This is a genomic window from Providencia sp. PROV024, from assembly GCF_032709665.1.
GTDB classification, from domain to species: domain Bacteria; phylum Pseudomonadota; class Gammaproteobacteria; order Enterobacterales; family Enterobacteriaceae; genus Providencia; species Providencia huashanensis.
The window spans coordinates 2,566,919-2,586,719 of record NZ_CP120545.1 but is presented as its reverse complement, the minus strand read 5'-3'; the positions used below and the strand labels follow the sequence as shown (position 1 = coordinate 2,586,719).

Genomic DNA, 19,801 nt, shown 5'->3' with positions numbered 1-19,801 from the left:
ATTATACTGCATTGATATACTTATTTAAAATGAATTCATTGGGTTAATTCAAAAACAGTTTCAATTTATCTTGAATAAATATTAGCTCTATGAATTTAAACCTAAGCTACTGTAATTGATAATTTTTTATTGCCTGAAATCTACATCTATCCTAATATTTACCCTCTACACGCTGAGGGGGATTGATATGCGTAATTGGCTTGGGTACTTAATCTATTTCTCTATTATATTTGCTATAGCAAAATGCTCTATGACTATAGCTCCAAATGCCAACTTCCCGGGTTGATGTTTACCCTAGGAAACATGGGGTTCTTGGCTTGGGGTGACAGTGTTAATTGTCATCATATTTCTAATAACGTATTGCACTTTTACTGTATTCCCACACTATGTGCCACCAACTAATTAACTTCAATTTGCACTCCCTCTAAGCTAATATCATTGAAACTAATTGATGGGATGGTGAGATGAAAGGATACATAGTTACTACCTTGCTAATGATTACTAGCTTTGGTTTTAATGCACATTCGAGCAATAGCATTGACTCATTAGTAGCAGATACAAAAAGGTCTAATTATGGTGATTGGGATTTTATTTATGCTGAAAAAATGAACTATGACTTATGTAAGCTATCAGTAGAGGCTATTTATACGTCTGGTGCAATGGAGCATAAATTAACATCAATAAGTAACCTTAAATACACGTACACATTAACAACATGGACACCAAAACATGTAGTCAGGATTGATTGCAACGGACATGGTGGAAATATAATGATATTGACTGCTGATTATATTGTTCAATAGTTAATCTAGCCTGTCCTTGGTCTGGGTGGTTAAAGATATTTACTGCTCGATATCTAAAAACAGGCGCTTTAAATCGTAAGAATTTGCCATTGTTTACCTCTGCCATCATGATATTTATCAGTTATTTTTTGAGACTTATTCCCCTTAGCGCTTTCTCTTTCAATATAAGTTATACCGTTAGGCGGGGTAGGCTCACCTGAATTCACATCTCTATAATATAAAAATAGGTAAAAATCATGTCATGGGGTTGAAAAATGACAATTCGTTCTTATCTATATTGTGGGTAAGTCACCTTTACCCTAGTTCAATTAATATTGGAGGAGGAATTATGACTAACATTAGACCTTTTTCACTATTTCCAGCAATTTCTGACAATATGTTGTCGAATCGGTTTGATCAGATAGATCGCTTATTTAGCCAATTAACCGGAAGTAAGCCTGTATCAGTACCAGCCCAGACTTATAATCTAAAACAAATTGATGATAACCATTATGAGTTGACGGTTAGCGTTCCCGGATATCAGGAAAGTGATTTAACGGTATCATTGAAAGGAGGGCGCTTACTGGTAGAGGGGAAAAAAGAGGAAAAAATACAGGAGGATAATGAAAAATGGCTCCATCGTGGAATATCACAAGGGCAATTCACTTTGCAATTCGATCTTGGTAAAAATGTAAAAATAGAGAAAGCTAATCTATCCAGTGGGTTACTGGCTATTAATATTGAATATGAACTGCCAGAAGAAGAGAAACCACAAATGATAGCGATTGAGAATAAAGATAATAAATAATCAATCTTAGTTATGTTGATGCAACAGGGCTGCACGTTATGTGTAGCCCTCATTAATTGATAACATGTTAAGGTATAGGCTATTTTATCAACACTGATTTATACCAAACTGACTATAAGAAATCAGCGGCTTTAAACTTCTCTAATACTTTAGCCTTTTGTTCTACAGTTAATGGGCGTAGCGGGCGACGCGGGTTACCTACATCAATACCATGTAATTGCATGGCAACTTTTCCGGCAGCCACACCACCGTATTCCACTAATACACGAATAATTGCAATGACTTTATCCATACATGCGGCGACACCTTGGTAATCACCTATGTTAAATTTTTCAATGATTTCAAGATAGAGGGGTGCAGCATAATTATAGGTACTTCCAACTGCACTTAATGCGCCACATGCTAACCCAGCAGGTATGAATTCATCGACTCCAAATGGGATATCATATTTACCCTCATTAACGCGTATACAGCGTTGGAATTCATACATATCAGGAGAGTTGAATTTCATACCAGATAAATTTGGGATAGTTGTACCCGCGACTTGTAAAAAACTCTCCATATCAATGTTTAAACCAGACATTGTAGAGTGATAGTAATAAAAACCTTTAGATGGGGCATTCTCAGCGGCTAAACGACAATATTCGACTAAATCATCCACATTACTGGGTTTAAAGAAGCAAGGACCAATGACGGATGTGGCACGAATATCTAATGTATCTGCATGACGAGCCAAGTCTATGGTGTCAGCGATACTTAATGCACCAGTATGAATAATTAACTCTAATCTTCCTTGGCTAGCCTTAGCCCAGCGCTCAGCCACTTTTTTACGCTCTTCAACAGAACAATGAATACCTTCCCCCGTTGTTCCTAATACATAAGCACCGCTTACACCACTTGCAATAAGATGTTCTGCGATTTTATCAATGACAGGGTAGTTTACACTACCATCGGCGGCAAAAGGTGTATGAGGCGCAGCAATTAATCCAGAGAGTTTGTTCATAATAAGTCCTTTGGAGGTTAGCTTCTTAATTTTTTTGTATTTGGAGTTTAGCTCTATATTAGGGAGCATTAGCTGTGAACGCAATAACGAAATTCGCGTTGAAGGAAGATAAAAATGAAAGTGTGATCTTTAGCTGATTTCTGTTGAAAACCGATAAAAATGCATATTGAATTTAGGCAGAATTAATGCTCTTTAATGCATTGAGTGTCCGTAGTTTTTGTTCTTTTACCATATCAGGCTGAGCTTGAACAAGTAGGGTATACAATAAATCTAAAACAAACAATTGCGCCGTTTTTGTACCAATGGAGTCACCTTGTAATTTCCCTTGGCGATTACCATTAATCAAATGGTAATCAGCATATTCCATAATTTGTGATCCTAAATTATGTGTTAGTGCAATTGTGCATGCTCCTGCTTGTTGTGCAAGTTTTAATGCATGAACGGTTTCTGGAGAATTACCCGAATGGCTAATACCAATGGCGATATCACCTGGTTTTAAGAGGGACGCTTGCATATACATAAAATGGTTATTGGTAGCTGCATCAACACGATAGCCAATACGCATTAGCTTGTTTTTCAGATCTTCTGCGGTGATCCCCGAGGAGCCGACACCACAAATAAAAATATAATTTGACGAAAGCAATGCATTTACTGCCCCCTGTACTTGTTTTATATCAAGTAAATTCAAGGTCTCTGACAGCACGTTGTTGATAGTTGCTTGTAATTTTAAACCAATAGTGTGGATGTCATCTTGCTCACTCACTTCTGCATCCAAAATTGGCGATTCTTCACTGTCTGATGTCGCCATTTCTATCGCTAAGTCCATTTTAAAGTCTTGGAAGCCTTTATAACCAAGAGCACGACAAAAACGTACAACAGTGGCTTCACCTGCTTTTGTCGCTTGGGAAAGTTGAGCTATGGAAAATTGTGTCGTTTCAACAGGGTGAGACAAGATGTAATCAGCAATGCGCTGAGAAACACGCGTCAGGCTATTTTTCATCGCCCCTAACGTATCGAGTATTTTACCCGGTTTCAGTTTGGAAGCTGCCTGTGTTGTCATGTAAATTACCCTTGGTTGCAGAAGAGAGAGGTGAGACAAATTCTGCGAATAAGAGTACCAATTATAATCAGTTAAAAAAAGCCTTTAGTTTACAATTATGTGATGATGATAAAAACACTTTACTCTAAGAGTATTAATAGACAACTGATTGATACATTAGAAATAAAGTGTTTTCGTTAAAAGCAGACTAAATTAGTTTGCTAATGTACTTAAGCGTACTTTGATAACTGCTTTCTTTACGGTGCTTTTTCCTCTTTTGGAAGTAATACCCGGTTTATGTGGTTCATAAGGCATAAAAATGACAAACATATTTGGTACTAACGATACTGTTTGGCAATATTCGATTGTATCAGCCAGTTGATAGTCATCCGCATCATTATAAGGTGTTACATTTTTAGCGGAATTTCGTATTCCATAATCTATTACTTCGTCACCGGATAGTAATATTTGCACGTCAATATAATGATGATGTAATTCAGCACTCTTTTGTTCACGGCCTTGGGTTTCGAATGTCATTACATTGACAAATGCATTATCACCATCAATAGGGTAGCTTCCCGGTTCTAAAGATGCAGGATTGAGTGCTAATGTTTTTTCGATTAGGTTGCGTAGGACTGAGTTTATTTCAGTCATTGTTGCCACATCGGATACATGACCAAACAACATAAGTAACTCCTATTAATTTTCGTGAATTTCACTATCATCTAGTGACACTTGTTTCGCAGCTGAGAAAAATGGCGCCGTAACCGCCCCCACAATAACCACTGACATAGCACCGATCACGCCATAGAAGAAAAAGTTAAGGTCACTAGCATAACGTGTCGCCAATACCGCAATGATACTTACAATAATACCTGCAACTGCACTGCCTGCATTCGCTCTTTTAATAAAAATACCTAGCATAAACAGCCCTGTCATGGGACCACCCATTAACCCAATTAGACTATTAAATGCATCCCATATTTCAGACTCATCAGATAAAACTAACCAAATAGTCGCTAAGCTGCTAAATACACCTGCAATAATAATTACCAACCTAGCAATTTTCATTTTCTGTTCAGCAAGGCGCTCAACTTTACTTAGGCGAATATAAATATCGGAATTAAAACAACTTGAAATACTATTTAAGCTACTGGATATACTCGATTGTGCGGCGGCAAAGATAGCTGCGATAATTAGCCCTGAAATACCTATAGGCATCTCTGTGACAATAAATAAGGGCAAAATTCCACCAGTATTAAAACCTTCAGGTAATAAGCTTGGGTTTTGTTTGTAATAGACAAATAGGGCTGAGCCAATGGCAAAGAAAAAAATAGGAACAATAGCAACTAATTTAGCATTAGTAATTAAAGTGCGTTTTGTTTGCTCAATAGAATCAGTAACAATGTAGCGTTGGACTACATCCTGACTTGCAGTAAATTGTTGAATATTTGCAAATAAAAAACCTATCATTAAAACTGGAATAGTACTGTCAGTCCAGCTCCATCGTAATTGTGCATCAGGGAAAAATTTATCGGCTTGAGCAGTTGCAGTATATATTTCACTTATCCCACCATCGACTTTAAAACAGATCACAATAAAGATTAAAACAGCACCGGCAGAGAGTAATAGCCCTTGGATAACATCAGTCCAAATAACACCTTCTATGCCGCCCATCCATGTATAAATAATACATAATAGGCTAATAAGGACAACTAATATAATAGGGTCAATCCCAATAAAAGGACGTAGTGCAAGTACAGTTAAATAAGTGATAATTGCAATTCGACCTATATGGAATAACATAAAGGATAAACTAGCAAATAAACGACTGCGTATATCAAAACGTGCTTCTAAATATTCATAAGCAGAAGTTATTTTTAATTTCCGAAAAAAAGGAATATAAAAATAAAATACTAAGGGCAAGATGGCGATTGCTAAATATTGACCAATAATAAAAGTCCAGTCTGAGGTATAAGCTTTTGCTGGAATTGACATGAAGGTAATTGAACTCAGAGTGGTTGCAAAAACAGAAACCCCAGCAGCCCAACCTGGAACTCGGCCTCCTGCACGGAAATAATCATCTGCTGTTTTTTGGCGTTTTGAAAAATAAACACCAACAAGTAGCATTGCTGCTAAATAACCAAACAGTACTGCATAATTAACGAAACCAAAATCATGTAATTGCATTTTTTAGTCCTGCCATATGTAAGGTAGTAGGTAAAATGTACGACAGTTTTTTTATTGTTCTCTAGCCCAGAGAGCTGCGCCCCAAAGCCCTGCATTATGATGATAGTGGGCTGGTAAAACCGGTACTTGTAGCGCAGAAGGTTGCTGTGCAATAGTTGTTTGAATCAGTTCAATATAGCCATTAGCTAACCCAACACTACCGCCAAGAACAACGCAGTCGGCATCTGTTATTGCTTTAATATCTACAATTAAATTAGCGATGGTATTTGCTGAACGTTGAATAATTTCTTTTGCTTGTTTATTTCCCTGGTGATAGGCAGTAAAAATAGCTTTGGCATCATGACCAGCAAGTTCATCGATAGCTTGTGAAGCGATTGCACGACCAGAAGCGATGGCTTCAACACACCCATAACGCCCACACCCACAAATAGGTCCGTAGGGGTCTGCAATGGTATGGCCTAGGTGGCCTGCAACACCTCGCTTTCCGAGTTGAAGTTTCCCTTGTTGAATAAGCCCACCACCAACACCGGTTGATACGGTAATAAATGCCATATCGGAGATGGTTTCATGACGATAATGATATTCAGCCCATGCAGCAGCTTGAGCATCATTTAGTATCCAGCAGGGTAAACCAGTTAATGTGGAAAGTGTTTGTTTCAAATGAAAATCTTTTAAGCCACCTAGATTAGCAGGATTCAATGCGGTCAATATACCGCCACAAATGATCCCTGTTGAAGCTACAGCAACAGCATCAGCATGCGCTTTAAGTGGTGAGGTTATGAGCTTTAATGCTTCATATAGTTGTCGTGGTGAAGCGCTAGCAGGAGTCGTTATTTGAGTATGTTGTGTGAGTTGGTTATTTGGGTTAATTAATGCAGCCGAAATTTTTGTTCCTCCAATATCAATCGCTAATATATTCATTTCACCAACTCCTGCTGTAACTTTAATGCCTGAGTAAACCAACTACAGACGTGCTCAAGGCGAGTTAATGCCGAACCGACAGTGACAGCCCAAGCCCCAGCATGCATGCCTCTCGCTGCAATAATTGGCGTGTTATAGCGGCCTTCAGCAATGACACGGCAGCCGTTTTCAGCTAAGGCTGTGACTAACTGTAAGTCAGGTAATTTGGGAGGTTCTCCGCCAGTGTAGCCTGACATAGTTGAACCGATAAATTCTGTACCTAATGCATGGCAATACATTCCTTCATTGAAATTTGAGCAATCGGCCATCGCTAATTTACCTAAGTGATGTATGCGAGCGAGTAATTCATTGACAGGAACTGGTCGTAGGCGGTCGGTGCCATCAAAAGCAATGATATCAGCACCTTCTAGCGCTAAGGCATCGACATCACTTAACCACGGGGTGATCCTTATAGGGCTATCCAGTAAATCACGTTTTACAATACCTATAATTGGAACATCAATAAGCGGGCGAGTGGCTTTTAGGTTTTCTATACCTTCGATTCGTACTGCGATAGCACCGGCATTTACTGCAGCTTGAGCCATTGCGGCCACAATTTCAGGCTTGTTCATTGGGCTATTATCAACAGGCTGACAAGATACAATTAGCCCACCTTTTTCTTGAATATCTTTAGTCATTTTTTCAATTAAGACCATATTGAGCTCACTTTTATGAAATTTAACTCCGATTGATATTATTTTATGGAGTTAGGTTTCTCAAATGAAAGAGTCGTAATCTGTGAATAAGATCAAATATTAATCCGGAATAATAAGCTCAAGATAAATAACCCAATAAATGAGAAATACATTATTTGGCTTATATTTCAATATGTTTTATGTGTTAAGGCAATACAACAACCCTTTACCATTGCGTATTTTAAATTGAAATAATACACAGTTGTATTCGGTAGGTGGCTTCTAGGTAGTGATATAACCATATAAAGATATAACGTGAGAATTGAGGTTAATAACGTAATGTATGCTCACGAATATCAATTGAAAGCGTTAAACATTGACGAAATTTCAGTTGTTTAGATAAGAAAAATAACTTCACTTATAGCTTGCGTGAAACTAGGGCTGGGGTTAAACCAACAGTTCTAGTCATCGCTTAGGTTCCTAGAATACAGCGATTTAATAGCTCAATTTTCACTCACAACACATGCTGTATTTTTGAAAGGTATAATAAATAACCTAGCTTTATGACAAGTTTAACAGGATGTCGAACAGTTATAACATTTGAAGAAAAACCAATACTACTCATAATAGTATTGGTTTTTAATTAATTATTATATTTAACAATAATTGTTACATTTAATATGGATATTGGGTCGTCAATATAGTCAGTGAAACCTAGCTTAAAATAAAAGTTTTGCTATTCTATTCATATTCTCACTGTTATTTAATTAGAAGTTAGGAAAGTAGGATGAAATTTAAGCTTGGTAAGGTATCTATATTAAGGGCAATCATTATTATTTTTCTAATGGTGATATCATTTATTTTTGGTATATCAATGACTAAAACGATAAATTTTGACCCTATTGAACAGTCTAAAATCAATGTTGCTAACGTATTAGCATATCCAGATGCCGCTAACTTTAGGAATATGGAATATTTTTTCAGTAAAAAAACACAAAACGGGGGGCGTTTAGGCTATATCTGTGGTGAGGTTTTTATGTTTAATAATGATGATCTACCAGATGGGTTTAAACGTTTTGTTGTCAAAGTATATGAGCCACCTAAGGGGTTAATTCTTCTATCTTTTCCTATTATAGAGGGTGGTGATGATGCCTTACTATCTGAACGAATTGATGATGTCTGGAAACTATTTTGCCATGCGTAAATGCGCCATTTTACCTCTTAATTTAGGGGGGTATGAGACAGCTTATGGTTCTAAGTTCTGAGAAAAAGTCGTATCTTGTTAAATTTAGCGTCTATTTATTGTTTATCATTCAAGCAAAAATATAACAAGGCTCATTTGTAGGCTGGGGGAGAGAAACTCTCTGGAAAAGATGAGAAACCGGTATATTACAAACTAAAAATGGTTCCCTAGGATGGGATGGGTTATTGAACCAAAGAAATAGGGCGAAAATAAGCTTATAATCGTTATGTACAATCTTAAATTTGCATTATAATATCTAGATATATTTTTTATAATGGATGCAGTTTAGTGAAAAATGTTGGTAAATTTCTTAGTTTTATGGTTGTACTGCAGTATTCCTTGACTGCTGTCGTTATTTCACTATCCGCATTACTAATACAAAATTGGTTTTTTTTGTAATGTTAGAATAGGTTTATACCCTATTTATATTAAGAATATAATTTACCTGCCTATTTTTTCCCCCATTGAGGGGGAAGGTCTTAGCAAAATAGACTTAGATATTGAATGAGTTTGCTGGGGTTCCTTCATATGAAGGATAGTGGTTTTATTAATGAGATAGTTCTAAAGTTTTGGCGATAATACATAAAAGTTAGCGATAATAAATATAGGTTTTATCTTTGTGTCTCTCATATTTGCTCATTAAACATGAATACGATATCAATAAATGCCTCTTTAAAAGAGGCATTTATTATTTGTAATTAGCGAATTTTCATAGAGTTAATAACAGATTGTACCCCAGCAACTTTTCTTGTTGTTTCAATCGCTTTATTGACATCTGCTTGTGAGTTAACAAAACCACTGAGTTGGACTTGCCCTTTAAATGTTTCTACACTAATTTGCGTTGACTTTAGGTTTTTTTCAGCAAGTAAAGCTGATTTTACCTTTGTGGTTATGACCGTATCATCAATATAGCCGCCAGTGCCTTCACTTTTAGACGATGGTGCACAAGCTGTTAATGTAATGCCCATAAAGATAACGACCAGTATAGATGATATTGCTTTGAAGGCTTTCATATCAACTTCCCCTTATCAGTAAGTAACATCAGTTTTGCATTGGTTTTGATGTGATACAGAGTAAATGTACAACACTTTATACTTTTGTTAAAACTAAGAACATAGATAACATTGTTAAATATAATTGATGACTATAATTATGGCAAAATTTCATGAGAATTTTTTATGTTTTTGATTACAGTAAACTAATATATTAATATTTTATATTTGTTGATCAGTTTATAGTTATCAATGTCAAGGAGTAAGCTAACCATTGGAGCAGTGTTCAAAACTATGCTTAGCCTGTTTAATAGCATGTTTTTCTATATCCCTTAATGTTAAATTCATTGTATCCAACCCCTTGATATCTATTTTGAAACTATGAGTTGAGTTGTCATCCCCAATTAACGTTATGTTTAAACCAATAATTTTTGTGTTTTCTTCTAAAATATTTATTTGTGTTAGGTTAAAACGCATAAGTTCACCTTTTTTATAATATAGCTTGATTATTTAATAACTAATTAAATAATCTACGTTAAGTAAACTTGTATTTCCTTAACAAAGGGTTAAATATTGTAACAAAAAGGAAGGGGGGATTAAAATAAGCACGAAAAAACAAGTTTTACACTGTATGGATAACGCCATTTACGGGTGAGTGAATAACAATTTTTTTGTAACGGTTATTATTGGCTATTTTGATTATAAAGAGAATATAAACATAAATTAGGTTTTATCGGCTGTTGCGTTACTTTTAATGGTGCAAGTAATAAAGCTTGGCGGCTATCTATGGATAATATTCTTCCTTGATGATTTTTGTATTTAACGCGTTGGTAAATTAGCCAACTTACCAAGAACAATGGCATATTCGAGAGATCCAATATTAAATTGAGGAGTACCTAGCTTGCTTACGCTGAGGGCGTTAGCTGAAAATGGTTACTAATTAACTAGATACAAAATGAGACTAAAGGGGGGATAAGGAGTGAAAAAAAGCCCCTGCAAGCAGGGGTATCTAATGGAAATGTACATTTATAGTTATTGTTATAGCTGCCTATAGTTTAAATGGGCAACTACAAGATGATACCAGTGATTATGTTTTAAACCAAATTAGAGTATGTGTTTAGATAGAAAAAATTTTGGGGGGATAATTTAGGGAGATTAATGTTGCAAAAACCCGTATTGTGCTGTGCAGTCAACAATAAATGCGACAAATTGGCCGTTATTTTAATGATGATTACCGTGCTATTGTTACAATAGGTGAGTAATAGCAGAACGATTGTTAACAGGAAGGTTGTGGTTAAAATATTACATATGTCAGTATGAAAGTTAATAACTCAGACTTTGGCTTGAAATGAAAAATAAAAGACCCATAACAATTAGGGAATAGCTTTTGTCACTAAGGAAAAATAATGAATAATATGCAACTAGTAAAACAAGCATTGAATGCAGTATTGGGAGAAGATATTGGTTCAAGGTCTGTTGCTCAAAAATACTTTTCAGATGAGTATATCCAAATTGTTGATGGTAAAAAAATTAATTTTAATGAGTTTATCGCGCATTTACAGGCACTGAAACAGGCAACTCAGTCTATAACTATAACCATTAAATCGATAGCGGAAGGGGAAAGTTGTGTACATACCCAGCATTTAGCAAAAGCGATTAAAAAAGATGGTTCAGTTAGCGAGTTCGAAGTATTTGCCTGTTTCCAGATTGCTAATAATAAGATCATACGTTGTGAAGAATTAACAAGAATGCTAAAAGGTGCCGGTGCAGACCAAGATTTAGGCTCAAGAACTTAACATTGATTATTTAAATACAAAATAAAGCTCAGTTTAAAAACTGAGCTTTATAAATTCTATGTATGCGATTAACTAGGGTAGGTTAGTTTTAACCCTGCGCCAACTTCTTGAACAGCAGCATATTGGGCTAGGTGTATTTTTGCATTGAGGTCAGTGCAGTGGCATGGGTGAATGTGCATTAAATCTTGCTGATTAAAGTAATTTCCGGTGCATTCTAAAACTTCTTTCGAGGCTTGTTGTAGATGGAACCCTCCGATTACAGTAACTATTTTATTAATCCCTGTTACCTTTTTAGCGTACTCTGTAATATTACAAATTCCTGAGTGCGAACAGCCTGTTATCACAATCAGTCCTTCAGTTGTTTTGATAGCAAGTGCAGAGTCATCAAGGACATAGTCATCAACCTCGTTGTTATCATTATCGAGGGTGGTTCCAATGGGCTCTTGCCCTTCAAAGTTATTTTCTCGGGGGATTTGCCCTAAAAACACGATATTGTTTGAAAGGTAATAAGGTTCAGTCGTTTCAATACAATCAAAATAGGCAGATAAAATATCTTTTGGAGTATTCGCTCCAATCACTTTGGACTGAAATTTTTTTTGTATAAGTGCATCAGGATGGTAAATAAGCTTTTTCGTTTGCTGTGCTTCAATATTACGACGGTCAAAATGTTGGATTAGGTGCCCTAAGCCCCATGTATGGTCATTATGCCCATGGGAAAGTACAAGATCAGTAATATTAGCAAGGTCGATATTTAAAATGTGTGCATTATCAATAAAGATGTTGGAATAGCCAGTGTCGAATAATATTTTTTTTCCATCGGCTTCGATATGGTAACAAACGCCGGGCTCCCCGCAAAAATAACTATCGATTAAGGTATTGTTGTCGACAAGGACAGTAATTTTTATTGTCATCATTAGCTCATTTTTATTAGTTCAGAAGTCATCGGGATATGTTATATCAGATAAAAAGTAAAAAATATTCAATGACTACTAAATTGACGCTTAGAAAGTAAAGTATTAAAGAGGAGGAACTATGGATAGGTATTGTCAAGGAAATTGCCCTATAAAGAGCAATTTCCTTGATGGCTGCTATTGTAAATGGTTAAGTTTAGATTAGTCTTTTACCTCACTAACATCACTAGTTTCTAATTCTTCCCCATCTTTAGGCTCAGTATGGAAAATAGAAATAATTTCTTCCAGTAAATCAGATTGAGATTCTAAGGCTTTTAATGATGACTGTAATTCACGGGTCATTGAAGCATTAGCTTGTGTTGTACTATCTAGCTCGTTAATAGCTAAATGAATTTGGCTAACACCGTGAGTTTGCTCGTTGGAGGCGAGAGCAACGCTTTGGATCATTTCATTAATGTTCGATGTATCTTGGGCAATCGAAACGATATTGTCATTTGCATCGGCTGCTAATTGGAAACAATGATTAATTTTATCATTTGAGTTATTAATCAAGAGCTTAATTTCTTTTGAAGCTTGAGTACAACTAATAGATAACTCACGCACTTCATTAGCAACCACAGCAAACCCTTTACCATGTTCACCTACTCGAGCAGCTTCAACTGCAGCATTCAAGGCTAATAAATTAGTTTGAAAGGCAATATTATCGATGGTGGAAGTGATTTTGCTAATCTCTTTAGAGAAATCGACGATATCATCCATATTTTCTACGACATCAGAAATCAGTTCATTACTTTTTTCAATTGTGACACTTGTCGCCGACATGAGCTGGCATGACTGGTTGGTATTAGCCGTATTTAATTTAAATGAGGAGTCCAGCTCTTCTACACTCGCCGCAGTTTCCACAATCGCAGCTGCTTGTTGGTCTGCACGAATGGAAAGGTCGTGATTCATTTGAGTAATATCACTCAGTTCAACTTTGATGTGGTGAGTGTTGTCATAAATATTTGTTACAATATCGACTAGCTTACTTTGCATGTTAGAAACATGCTGCTTTAATAGTTTTATTTCAAATAAGCCCCGATTATCAAAACTATGGTAGAGAATACCCTGACTTACTTTTTCAATGCCATCAATAACTTGGTTTAATGGTCGAATAAAGAAAAACTGTAAAATAAACCGGATAAACAAGGTTACAAGGGTAATTATCGTCATGATGACTATTAGCCCTATGATGCTTTGTTTATACAGCTGTTCACTCGCTACAGCAATATCGTGATAGTTTGCATTTAATTGCTGATGGTAATTAATGTAGTTTTTTTCGAACGTATCTTGGAACCCTTGGGTGGGCTGATTTAAAAAATCATACGTTTTACCTTGTACTAAAAAGACCGAGAGCTCATTTAAGGCGGCATAGAGTTCTTTATAAGCCTTTTCTAATTCAGAATAAGCTTCACTATTTTTATAGAGAGAAGATGTGGAAAACGCTTTCCAGTAACTATCAGTCTCTACCATTTTTTTATGATAAAACTCAATGAGACTATCAATATCAGTATTGGATGTTTTCATCTTGTTGATGATAAGTAAATGTCGAGAACTGGCGCGGTTTAAGGTGTTTCTAGCTTGTAATAACGATTGCCATGTGTTGTTTAATTCTGTTTGTTCGTTATAAATAGTATCGAGTTTAGTTAATGTGGTTTGATACTGCTTTAAAGAACTAAAGAAAAACCAGCAAGTTGAAAGCAATAGAACAATAAGAAGCCCTGAGATTAACCAAACAAGAGTAGTTGTTTTAAAACCGGATAAAGCAAATTTAGCTGAGCTAAATTTAGTTATTTTTGAAGTATCAGACATCATTAATTATTTCCTTTCATACCATCGAGTAGTATGTTTGCACACATACAAATTCCGACTTCTAAACATAACGTTGTTAACCTCGAGCATATTCAAGCAGTCCGATAGCTAAAAAGTTATATGTAGTCACGCGAAAGCATCAGGCGTAGGGACTAATTGAATGTATCGGCACCAATTCCGGATACTTTATATTCAACAATTTGACTTAGCTCATAAAATTGAATAAAAAATAAGTGTTTTTACGCATGCAGGAGGAGTGGTGTTACAAAAGGCAAATAATTTGTGCATTATTGGTAGCTAGAATGTAGTTATCATTCTTTTAATCGAAGATAATCACATTCTAAGCTTAATTTAACTTTTGAGTGTCTTATGTTGTCATTATTTTTTAAATGCATTTTAGGTGCTTTAGCGGTGCTAATTATTGCGTTATTATCTCGTAGTAAAATTTATTATATTGCTGGATTAGTTCCTTTATTTCCTACATTTGCCTTAATAGCTCATGTTATTGTGGTACAAGAACAAGGAACGGAAGCGCTAAAAAAAACAGCTTTATTTGGCTTATGGTCTCTCATCCCTTATGCAATGTACTTATTAACCGTGTATTTGTTTGCAACTAAAATGACGGCCTTGGCAAGCTTAAGTCTTGCTACGGTTGTATGGGTAATTACAGCGATAATATTAGTTTATATATGGCAACTTGCTCAGTGAATTATATTAAAAATAGCCACTAGGTTATTTAAATATATTGACATAAGGTTCCTATATTTAGTGTATTATGTGAAAAAAAGAATTCCATGATTTTAAGAGTCGCAAAATATTAAGGCTAAACTATAATGATATGCAGTGTTCTCCATAGAGCTTTAAGATAAAAATGTTATTAAGATCCTTAGTTTTACTATTAGTCGCTGGTTGTGCGTATATTGCGGGTATTATGACAGAACTCGCATTAGATCCTGAATTAGATACTGAAAGTCGAGTAAAAAGCTCTGTCGAGGATTTTCTTGCTTACCCATCAGCGGCAAATTATAAAAATGTTCAGTACTATGTATTAACAAAAAGTGATGAAGGGGACGAAACAGGTTATTACTGCGGTGAGGTTTTTGGCTTTGAGAATGAGCTACCTCATGGGTATAAAAGATTTATTATACGCTTACATAAAAATAGAGCTGGGAAGGTGATGGTATCCATTCCTTTCGTAGAAAAAACAGATGATATAATCCCCCCTGAACAATTTGAGGCAGTATGGGATAGATACTGCCATAGAGCTTAGCATCCTATTGCTCGTTAACGGTAAGTTAACGAGTTCTTGTAAAGCTAATTTGTTTTGATGGCCATAGTGGCTAAAAAAGTTGGCAAATAATTATCAATAACAAACCGTGGGTTGGGTTGCCAGTCTTCTTCAAAGCCCACAATATGAAAACCTACTTTCAGTTGCCCGCCAATTAAATCAGTTAATGAGTGACCAAAGACAAAAGCGTCTTGGTTAGCTTGTTTTTGTGCTATTTGTTCGGAGGATAAGGTGGCTAGCTCAGAAAATGGCATCTTATAGGATGGTTTAATAATACCTTGTTCATCGTAATGTTTATTTCGTTCTCCAACAAAAACTATTGGATTAAAGAAACTGGATAATAACCGGCCATTAGGTTTTAAAATGCGATAACACTCCTGCCAAACAGGTGTAACGTCCGGAATATACAGATTAGAGATGGGATGGAATATTATATCAAATGTTTCATTCGCAAAAATATCTAATGAGCGCATATCCCCTTGAACTGTTTTCAATGTTAAGTTATCTCTTTCGGCGACTTTTTGGTCTTTTTCAAGTTGCTTTTGAGATAAATCGAAAACAGTGACATCTGCCCCAGCAGCTGCTAATACAGGGGCCTGTTGCCCCCCTGCGGAGGCTAAACACAGGATCTTCTGACCTTTAATATTGCCTAACCAAGTTTCATCAACGGGGCTAGGTGTAAGATGGACTTTCCATTTCCCTTGTTTAGCGTCATTAATAGTCTGTGAGTCAACAGGAGTTGACCAAGCTAATTGTAATTCTGCTTGTTTATCCCAAGCTTGTTGATTTGTAGTTATGATATCAATCATAAAGTGTACTCCAAAATACAATAATTTGTTCTAGTGTAATAGATAGACGGAAAAACTGAAACAAAAAAGTGTACCAATTAGTACAATTTAATTTCCTATTACGAGATAATAGTGCGTCCCCTGAAAGTCAAAACTGGCAACGTTATGCATACCTATTTTTAAATGTGCGGCAAGAGACCTGTGGTTAGCCGCATTGATGAAAGCCACAGGTTTTCCGGTATTGAAAGCACATATGTTGTCGTAAAGAGATTTGAGAATATTGTTTCCTCTATAATTAATATCAATACATACAGGGCCATAGAACCAATTGCCATTCATTAGCCCACTGTTTTGTTCAAGAATTAAATGGGCGATAGGGGGTAATGCGGTAGATGTGCTGGCAAAGCTAAATACAACGCCAATAATTTTTTCAGCGTCACGTGCAACAAATGTTGATAAGCTATTGGCATACATTGCACCCACTTTGGGTAATGGGTACTCCCCTAAAAGACCACCTTGCTGAGATTCGGCATTAGCTTGTAATAATATTGCAACTTCAGGGCAATCTGCTTGTGTCATTAATTCATATTTAATCTTCATTATTACCTCTAACAGGGGAAAATAGGTTTGGGCAGATGGAATAAAACGCTTTGGGTGGGATAAGATTGTAATGTGATGTTATTCAACTCATAATAGCGGCCTCAAATTTCTGGCTTATTAAAATAGAATGCTAACTAAACTTTACCCCGTATTTTTACTTGTAATTTCAAATGTATTTATGATGTTTGCTTGGTATGGTCATTTGAAATTTACAACGAAGCCGTTGTATATAGTCATTTTTTTTAGTTGGTTAATTGCATTGGTAGAATATTGTTTCGCCGTACCAGCCAATCGGCTAGGGCATCAATATTATACTGCGGCTGAATTGAAAACGATGCAAGAGGTAATAACGCTCTGTGTTTTCGTTCTATTCTCAGTATTGTATTTGGGAGAAAGTTTTACGGTTAACCATGTGATTGGTTTTATTCTTATTTTTGCTGGAGCTTTTTTTATTTTTAAGGGGCCATTTTAATTAATAAAGTAATCGAAAGGCCCCATGAATCCGATAGGTGCTTAGTATTTAAACCCATCCTTTCTTATGAAATTGCTTTAATATAACAACAAATTGCAGCATTTCTTCTGGCGTTCCTAGAGTGAGCCGGTTCCACCCAATAATTGGAGGAAATTCGCGGCCAACCATCACATGAGCATCAGCCATACGTTGTTGATAAGTTTTCACATCACCGTTAACCTTATGAAAAATAAAATTGGCTTGTGAAGGCGCATATTCCAAACCTAATTCCTTGAACGCTTTTTCTACTATCATGCGAGATGTGTTATTAGATTTAAGACTATGTGCGATAAATGGTTTATCTTTTAACGACGCTATAGCAGCAACAGCCCCTGCCGTATTGGTATTATCGATGGATAAAAACTCATCAACAGCAGCAATGGTCGCTGGGGAAGCGACACCATAACCAATTCTTAAGCCTGCTAAGGCGAATATTTTTGAAAATGTACGAGTGACAATTAAATTATTTTGATCTTTTTTTACTAATTCTATCGCGCTAGTAAAATTAGGGTCTTCAACATATTCTGCATAAGCTTCATCGACAATAAAAAATAAATTATCAGACTGACTATTCATCCACTTTTCGAGTTGATTGTGAGGTGTAATCATCGCAGTAGGGTTATTGGGATTGCAAATATAAACTATAGATAATCCTTCAAAATCTTTTGTGGCTTGCTCCATTTTCGCTAAGTCAAAAGCAAGCTCTGCGGTTAGTGGGATTTTCGTAACTTTCACACCCAGTGAAAGAGAGTAAAGTTCTGCATAATTAAAGGTTGGGTCCGGCGTCACTAGTTGAATTTTTATTCCACGTTGGTTGGCTCGGTTTGCTAACATTGCGACAGCAGCTTGGATAATTTCTGATGAGCCGTTACCAATATTGATGTGCTTGTCAGATAAACGGTAAAGTTCTGCAATATTAGTTAAGAGTTCAGCACGTGCGGCATCTGGATAACGAAATGCACCCGGTAGTGCGTTAATAACTGCCTCTCTAGCTTTTACTGACATGCCTAACGAATTTTCATTAAAATTAAGCAATAGTGGATGTTGTTCGTCAGGCAAAACAGGGCTATTTGTTTGTGCAATAGATTGATTTGAAAAAGCATTAATTGCAATGCTACCTGCAATCAATGAAGTTGATTTAAGAAATGAACGACGATCCATGATTATTCCCTGAAATTATTATTTTTGAATCTGTTAGGTTACTTAAAATCACATTAAAGTAAATAATTATTTACATTTTTTGATTTTTTATTCATCTAGCGGTTGAGGGAATGGTCAGGTTTTATCTATATTGATAACGCACTTAAGTGTATAGCATTATGGCTGGCTTTTAGGGGCTCATGTTGGTAATGCAAATATAATTAATTATGTAGTTACAAATTGGCCCTCATAGTGATAAAAATGCGGTGTGAACCACCGCAAATATTTCTAGTCGAGTTATATCAAGGGGTGGCTTGATATAAAACATTATTGGCTTTGGACTGGTGTATTGGGTGTGATTTCAATAACGGCGACTTTGACCATATATTGTTTCCCGTTTTCTCCTTTAGGGGCATCAACTGCAATTTTTTTCAGTGCTTCATCTGGCTGAGTTGTTTGGATAGCAGTTGAATATTGCATCATTCCTTGATAACGACCGGTATTGTTAAATTGGCGAAAGTTATCACATGGTCTATTATTATATTGTTGTTGATTTTGATACCCACCACGGTGCCAAGAACCATTTCCGTAGCCATCCCCAGGATACGCAAATGTAGAAAAACTAACAGCGATTAAACTTGCACTGATAATTAATGGTTTTAATATATTCATGGCTTATCTCCTTTGGAATATTTATTAATTATCATTCTGCCAATATATTTAATTAGTTCAATCGGATTTACTTATCTAAATGAATAAATCACTATTGTGACAATATTTTTCCATTATTTGTTCACAATGAAAATATATTGTTAAAACAATTAAGTTAAAGTTAATGTTTTCATTGGGTAATTTTTGGTTTTTTTATTCTATTGTTTTTCATAGAAAAATTTTGCTAGCTTGCTGAGTGATATAATAGAGGCGACAGCAATATCTTTATTATAATCATCACATAAAACTAATAACCTATCGATTGCATCTTGTTGTTCAATTGAACATTTATAATCACCTAATGCAGTAATTGCTGCTATTTTAACATCATTGTTGTTACCGTAGGTTAAATCAACTAGATTTTTTACAATTTTTTCTTTCATAAATGACTTAGAAAATAATAAGTAGGGGTAACCAGTATAAAACTGATAAAAAAAATATAAAATGTTTTTTTTATCAATACTAAATATAAAAATATTAATATGAAAAATATTAGTTCTGTCGATTAATTTTGGTGTATCTGAAAAGTGAGGAGTTTTTGTCATTATCTTTC

22 protein-coding genes are annotated in these 19,801 nt (G+C 35.6%); 7 read left to right on the top strand and 15 right to left on the bottom strand.

Translation table 11 applies throughout. The annotated features are described in order from the left end of the window. The first annotated feature begins 464 nt into the window (after positions 1–464). Positions 465–803 carry a hypothetical protein gene (locus tag P3L56_RS11995; RefSeq protein ID WP_042843478.1) on the top strand — a complete coding sequence of 113 codons (339 nt, stop codon included), beginning with the start codon at positions 465–467 and terminating at the stop codon, positions 801–803. A gap of 328 nt (positions 804–1,131) precedes the next feature. Next, positions 1,132–1,590 carry an Hsp20 family protein gene (locus P3L56_RS11990; protein WP_042843480.1) on the top strand — a complete coding sequence of 153 codons (459 nt, stop codon included), beginning with the start codon at positions 1,132–1,134 and terminating at the stop codon, positions 1,588–1,590. A gap of 112 nt (positions 1,591–1,702) precedes the next feature. Here the strand turns inward: P3L56_RS11990 and P3L56_RS11985 are convergent, their stop codons facing one another. The 6 genes from P3L56_RS11985 to P3L56_RS11960 all read right to left on the bottom strand — a co-directional run bounded on the left by P3L56_RS11985 (position 1,703) and on the right by P3L56_RS11960 (position 7,438). Continuing rightward, positions 1,703–2,593, bottom strand: a complete 891-nt coding sequence (locus P3L56_RS11985; protein ID WP_166685085.1) for a dihydrodipicolinate synthase family protein — start codon at positions 2,591–2,593, stop codon at positions 1,703–1,705. A 172-nt stretch (positions 2,594–2,765) separates the two neighbouring features. Next, positions 2,766–3,653, bottom strand: a complete 888-nt coding sequence (locus P3L56_RS11980) for a MurR/RpiR family transcriptional regulator (RefSeq protein WP_042843482.1) — start codon at positions 3,651–3,653, stop codon at positions 2,766–2,768. A gap of 192 nt (positions 3,654–3,845) precedes the next feature. Beyond that, positions 3,846–4,319 carry an N-acetylneuraminate anomerase gene (nanQ, locus tag P3L56_RS11975; RefSeq protein ID WP_129466003.1) on the bottom strand — a complete coding sequence of 158 codons (474 nt, stop codon included), beginning with the start codon at positions 4,317–4,319 and terminating at the stop codon, positions 3,846–3,848. A gap of 12 nt (positions 4,320–4,331) precedes the next feature. Next, positions 4,332–5,822 (bottom strand): sodium:solute symporter, encoded by a 1,491-nt coding sequence (locus P3L56_RS11970; RefSeq protein ID WP_131680730.1) that lies wholly within the window; start codon positions 5,820–5,822, stop codon positions 4,332–4,334. A 51-nt stretch (positions 5,823–5,873) separates the two neighbouring features. Next, positions 5,874–6,743, bottom strand: a complete 870-nt coding sequence (gene nanK / locus P3L56_RS11965) for an N-acetylmannosamine kinase (RefSeq protein ID WP_042843485.1) — start codon at positions 6,741–6,743, stop codon at positions 5,874–5,876. Next, positions 6,740–7,438, bottom strand: a complete 699-nt coding sequence (locus P3L56_RS11960) for an N-acetylmannosamine-6-phosphate 2-epimerase (protein WP_042843486.1) — start codon at positions 7,436–7,438, stop codon at positions 6,740–6,742. Before P3L56_RS11960 ends, nanK begins: the two co-directional genes overlap by 4 nt. Positions 7,439–8,204: 766 nt before the next feature. On the opposite strand from P3L56_RS11960, the gene P3L56_RS11955 reads away from it, so the two are divergent. Beyond that, positions 8,205–8,621 carry a hypothetical protein gene (locus tag P3L56_RS11955; RefSeq protein WP_048607383.1) on the top strand — a complete coding sequence of 139 codons (417 nt, stop codon included), beginning with the start codon at positions 8,205–8,207 and terminating at the stop codon, positions 8,619–8,621. Between the two features lie 737 nt (positions 8,622–9,358). Here P3L56_RS11955 and P3L56_RS11950 read toward each other — a convergent pair. Together P3L56_RS11950 and P3L56_RS11945 are read right to left on the bottom strand one after the other, a co-directional pair. After that, complete coding sequence (locus P3L56_RS11950; RefSeq protein WP_042843490.1) at positions 9,359–9,673, bottom strand: BON domain-containing protein; 315 nt, start codon at positions 9,671–9,673, stop codon at positions 9,359–9,361. Positions 9,674–9,919: 246 nt separating this feature from the next. Then, positions 9,920–10,129 carry a hypothetical protein gene (locus tag P3L56_RS11945; protein ID WP_166685084.1) on the bottom strand — a complete coding sequence of 70 codons (210 nt, stop codon included), beginning with the start codon at positions 10,127–10,129 and terminating at the stop codon, positions 9,920–9,922. Positions 10,130–11,058: 929 nt separating this feature from the next. Between P3L56_RS11945 and P3L56_RS11940 the strand changes: the two genes are divergently transcribed. After that, positions 11,059–11,448 carry a limonene-1,2-epoxide hydrolase family protein gene (locus P3L56_RS11940; protein WP_131680729.1) on the top strand — a complete coding sequence of 130 codons (390 nt, stop codon included), beginning with the start codon at positions 11,059–11,061 and terminating at the stop codon, positions 11,446–11,448. A 68-nt stretch (positions 11,449–11,516) separates the two neighbouring features. Here P3L56_RS11940 and P3L56_RS11935 read toward each other — a convergent pair whose 3' ends face one another. Then, positions 11,517–12,359, bottom strand: a complete 843-nt coding sequence (locus P3L56_RS11935; protein ID WP_210831866.1) for an MBL fold metallo-hydrolase — start codon at positions 12,357–12,359, stop codon at positions 11,517–11,519. Positions 12,360–12,560: 201 nt separating this feature from the next. Further along, positions 12,561–14,213, bottom strand: a complete 1,653-nt coding sequence (locus P3L56_RS11930) for a methyl-accepting chemotaxis protein (protein WP_166685082.1) — start codon at positions 14,211–14,213, stop codon at positions 12,561–12,563. A gap of 366 nt (positions 14,214–14,579) precedes the next feature. On the opposite strand from P3L56_RS11930, the gene P3L56_RS11925 reads away from it, so the two are divergent. Together P3L56_RS11925 and P3L56_RS11920 are read left to right on the top strand one after the other, a co-directional pair. Then, positions 14,580–14,918 carry a GlpM family protein gene (locus P3L56_RS11925; RefSeq protein WP_042843497.1) on the top strand — a complete coding sequence of 113 codons (339 nt, stop codon included), beginning with the start codon at positions 14,580–14,582 and terminating at the stop codon, positions 14,916–14,918. Between the two features lie 163 nt (positions 14,919–15,081). After that, positions 15,082–15,480 carry a hypothetical protein gene (locus P3L56_RS11920; protein ID WP_042843498.1) on the top strand — a complete coding sequence of 133 codons (399 nt, stop codon included), beginning with the start codon at positions 15,082–15,084 and terminating at the stop codon, positions 15,478–15,480. A 44-nt stretch (positions 15,481–15,524) separates the two neighbouring features. Here P3L56_RS11920 and P3L56_RS11915 read toward each other — a convergent pair whose 3' ends face one another. Next, positions 15,525–16,307: a class I SAM-dependent methyltransferase gene (locus P3L56_RS11915; RefSeq protein ID WP_042843499.1), complete on the bottom strand. Its 783-nt coding sequence runs from the start codon at positions 16,305–16,307 to the stop codon at positions 15,525–15,527. Between the two features lie 87 nt (positions 16,308–16,394). Then, positions 16,395–16,886 carry a hypothetical protein gene (locus P3L56_RS11910; protein WP_042843500.1) on the bottom strand — a complete coding sequence of 164 codons (492 nt, stop codon included), beginning with the start codon at positions 16,884–16,886 and terminating at the stop codon, positions 16,395–16,397. Between the two features lie 127 nt (positions 16,887–17,013). Between P3L56_RS11910 and P3L56_RS11905 the strand changes: the two genes are divergently transcribed. After that, positions 17,014–17,358: a DMT family protein gene (locus P3L56_RS11905; RefSeq protein WP_042843501.1), complete on the top strand. Its 345-nt coding sequence runs from the start codon at positions 17,014–17,016 to the stop codon at positions 17,356–17,358. Positions 17,359–17,406: 48 nt separating this feature from the next. Here the strand turns inward: P3L56_RS11905 and P3L56_RS11900 are convergent, their stop codons facing one another. The 3 genes from P3L56_RS11900 to P3L56_RS11890 all read right to left on the bottom strand — a co-directional run bounded on the left by P3L56_RS11900 (position 17,407) and on the right by P3L56_RS11890 (position 19,631). Continuing rightward, positions 17,407–18,558: a pyridoxal phosphate-dependent aminotransferase gene (locus P3L56_RS11900; RefSeq protein WP_210831865.1), complete on the bottom strand. Its 1,152-nt coding sequence runs from the start codon at positions 18,556–18,558 to the stop codon at positions 17,407–17,409. Positions 18,559–18,864: 306 nt separating this feature from the next. Further along, positions 18,865–19,209: a hypothetical protein gene (locus P3L56_RS11895; RefSeq protein WP_131680725.1), complete on the bottom strand. Its 345-nt coding sequence runs from the start codon at positions 19,207–19,209 to the stop codon at positions 18,865–18,867. A 197-nt stretch (positions 19,210–19,406) separates the two neighbouring features. After that, a complete protein-coding gene (locus tag P3L56_RS11890) occupies positions 19,407–19,631 on the bottom strand; it encodes a HEAT repeat domain-containing protein (RefSeq protein WP_042844310.1) in 225 nt (74 codons plus the stop codon). Positions 19,632–19,801: the final 170 nt, after the last annotated feature.

Bases quoted from the DNA above. Each gene is read 5' to 3' on its own strand.
- P3L56_RS11960 (WP_042843486.1), bottom strand. From the start codon at position 7,438: ATGGTCTTAATTGAAAAAATGACTAAAGATATTCAAGAAAAAGGTGGG.
- P3L56_RS11890 (WP_042844310.1), bottom strand. From the start codon at position 19,631: ATGAAAGAAAAAATTGTAAAAAATCTAGTTGATTTAACCTACGGTAAC.
- P3L56_RS11940 (WP_131680729.1), top strand. From the start codon at position 11,059: ATGAATAATATGCAACTAGTAAAACAAGCATTGAATGCAGTATTGGGA.
- P3L56_RS11990 (WP_042843480.1), top strand. From the start codon at position 1,132: ATGACTAACATTAGACCTTTTTCACTATTTCCAGCAATTTCTGACAAT.
- P3L56_RS11905 (WP_042843501.1), top strand. From the start codon at position 17,014: ATGCTAACTAAACTTTACCCCGTATTTTTACTTGTAATTTCAAATGTA.
- P3L56_RS11970 (WP_131680730.1), bottom strand. From the start codon at position 5,822: ATGCAATTACATGATTTTGGTTTCGTTAATTATGCAGTACTGTTTGGT.
- P3L56_RS11945 (WP_166685084.1), bottom strand. From the start codon at position 10,129: ATGCGTTTTAACCTAACACAAATAAATATTTTAGAAGAAAACACAAAA.
- P3L56_RS11995 (WP_042843478.1), top strand. From the start codon at position 465: ATGAAAGGATACATAGTTACTACCTTGCTAATGATTACTAGCTTTGGT.
- P3L56_RS11955 (WP_048607383.1), top strand. From the start codon at position 8,205: ATGAAATTTAAGCTTGGTAAGGTATCTATATTAAGGGCAATCATTATT.
- P3L56_RS11925 (WP_042843497.1), top strand. From the start codon at position 14,580: ATGTTGTCATTATTTTTTAAATGCATTTTAGGTGCTTTAGCGGTGCTA.
- P3L56_RS11915 (WP_042843499.1), bottom strand. From the start codon at position 16,307: ATGATTGATATCATAACTACAAATCAACAAGCTTGGGATAAACAAGCA.
- P3L56_RS11935 (WP_210831866.1), bottom strand. From the start codon at position 12,359: ATGACAATAAAAATTACTGTCCTTGTCGACAACAATACCTTAATCGAT.
- nanQ (WP_129466003.1), bottom strand. From the start codon at position 4,319: ATGTTGTTTGGTCATGTATCCGATGTGGCAACAATGACTGAAATAAAC.
- P3L56_RS11980 (WP_042843482.1), bottom strand. From the start codon at position 3,653: ATGACAACACAGGCAGCTTCCAAACTGAAACCGGGTAAAATACTCGAT.
- P3L56_RS11900 (WP_210831865.1), bottom strand. From the start codon at position 18,558: ATGGATCGTCGTTCATTTCTTAAATCAACTTCATTGATTGCAGGTAGC.
- P3L56_RS11895 (WP_131680725.1), bottom strand. From the start codon at position 19,209: ATGAATATATTAAAACCATTAATTATCAGTGCAAGTTTAATCGCTGTT.
- P3L56_RS11985 (WP_166685085.1), bottom strand. From the start codon at position 2,593: ATGAACAAACTCTCTGGATTAATTGCTGCGCCTCATACACCTTTTGCC.
- P3L56_RS11910 (WP_042843500.1), bottom strand. From the start codon at position 16,886: ATGAAGATTAAATATGAATTAATGACACAAGCAGATTGCCCTGAAGTT.
- P3L56_RS11930 (WP_166685082.1), bottom strand. From the start codon at position 14,213: ATGATGTCTGATACTTCAAAAATAACTAAATTTAGCTCAGCTAAATTT.
- nanK (WP_042843485.1), bottom strand. From the start codon at position 6,743: ATGAATATATTAGCGATTGATATTGGAGGAACAAAAATTTCGGCTGCA.
- P3L56_RS11950 (WP_042843490.1), bottom strand. From the start codon at position 9,673: ATGAAAGCCTTCAAAGCAATATCATCTATACTGGTCGTTATCTTTATG.
- P3L56_RS11920 (WP_042843498.1), top strand. From the start codon at position 15,082: ATGTTATTAAGATCCTTAGTTTTACTATTAGTCGCTGGTTGTGCGTAT.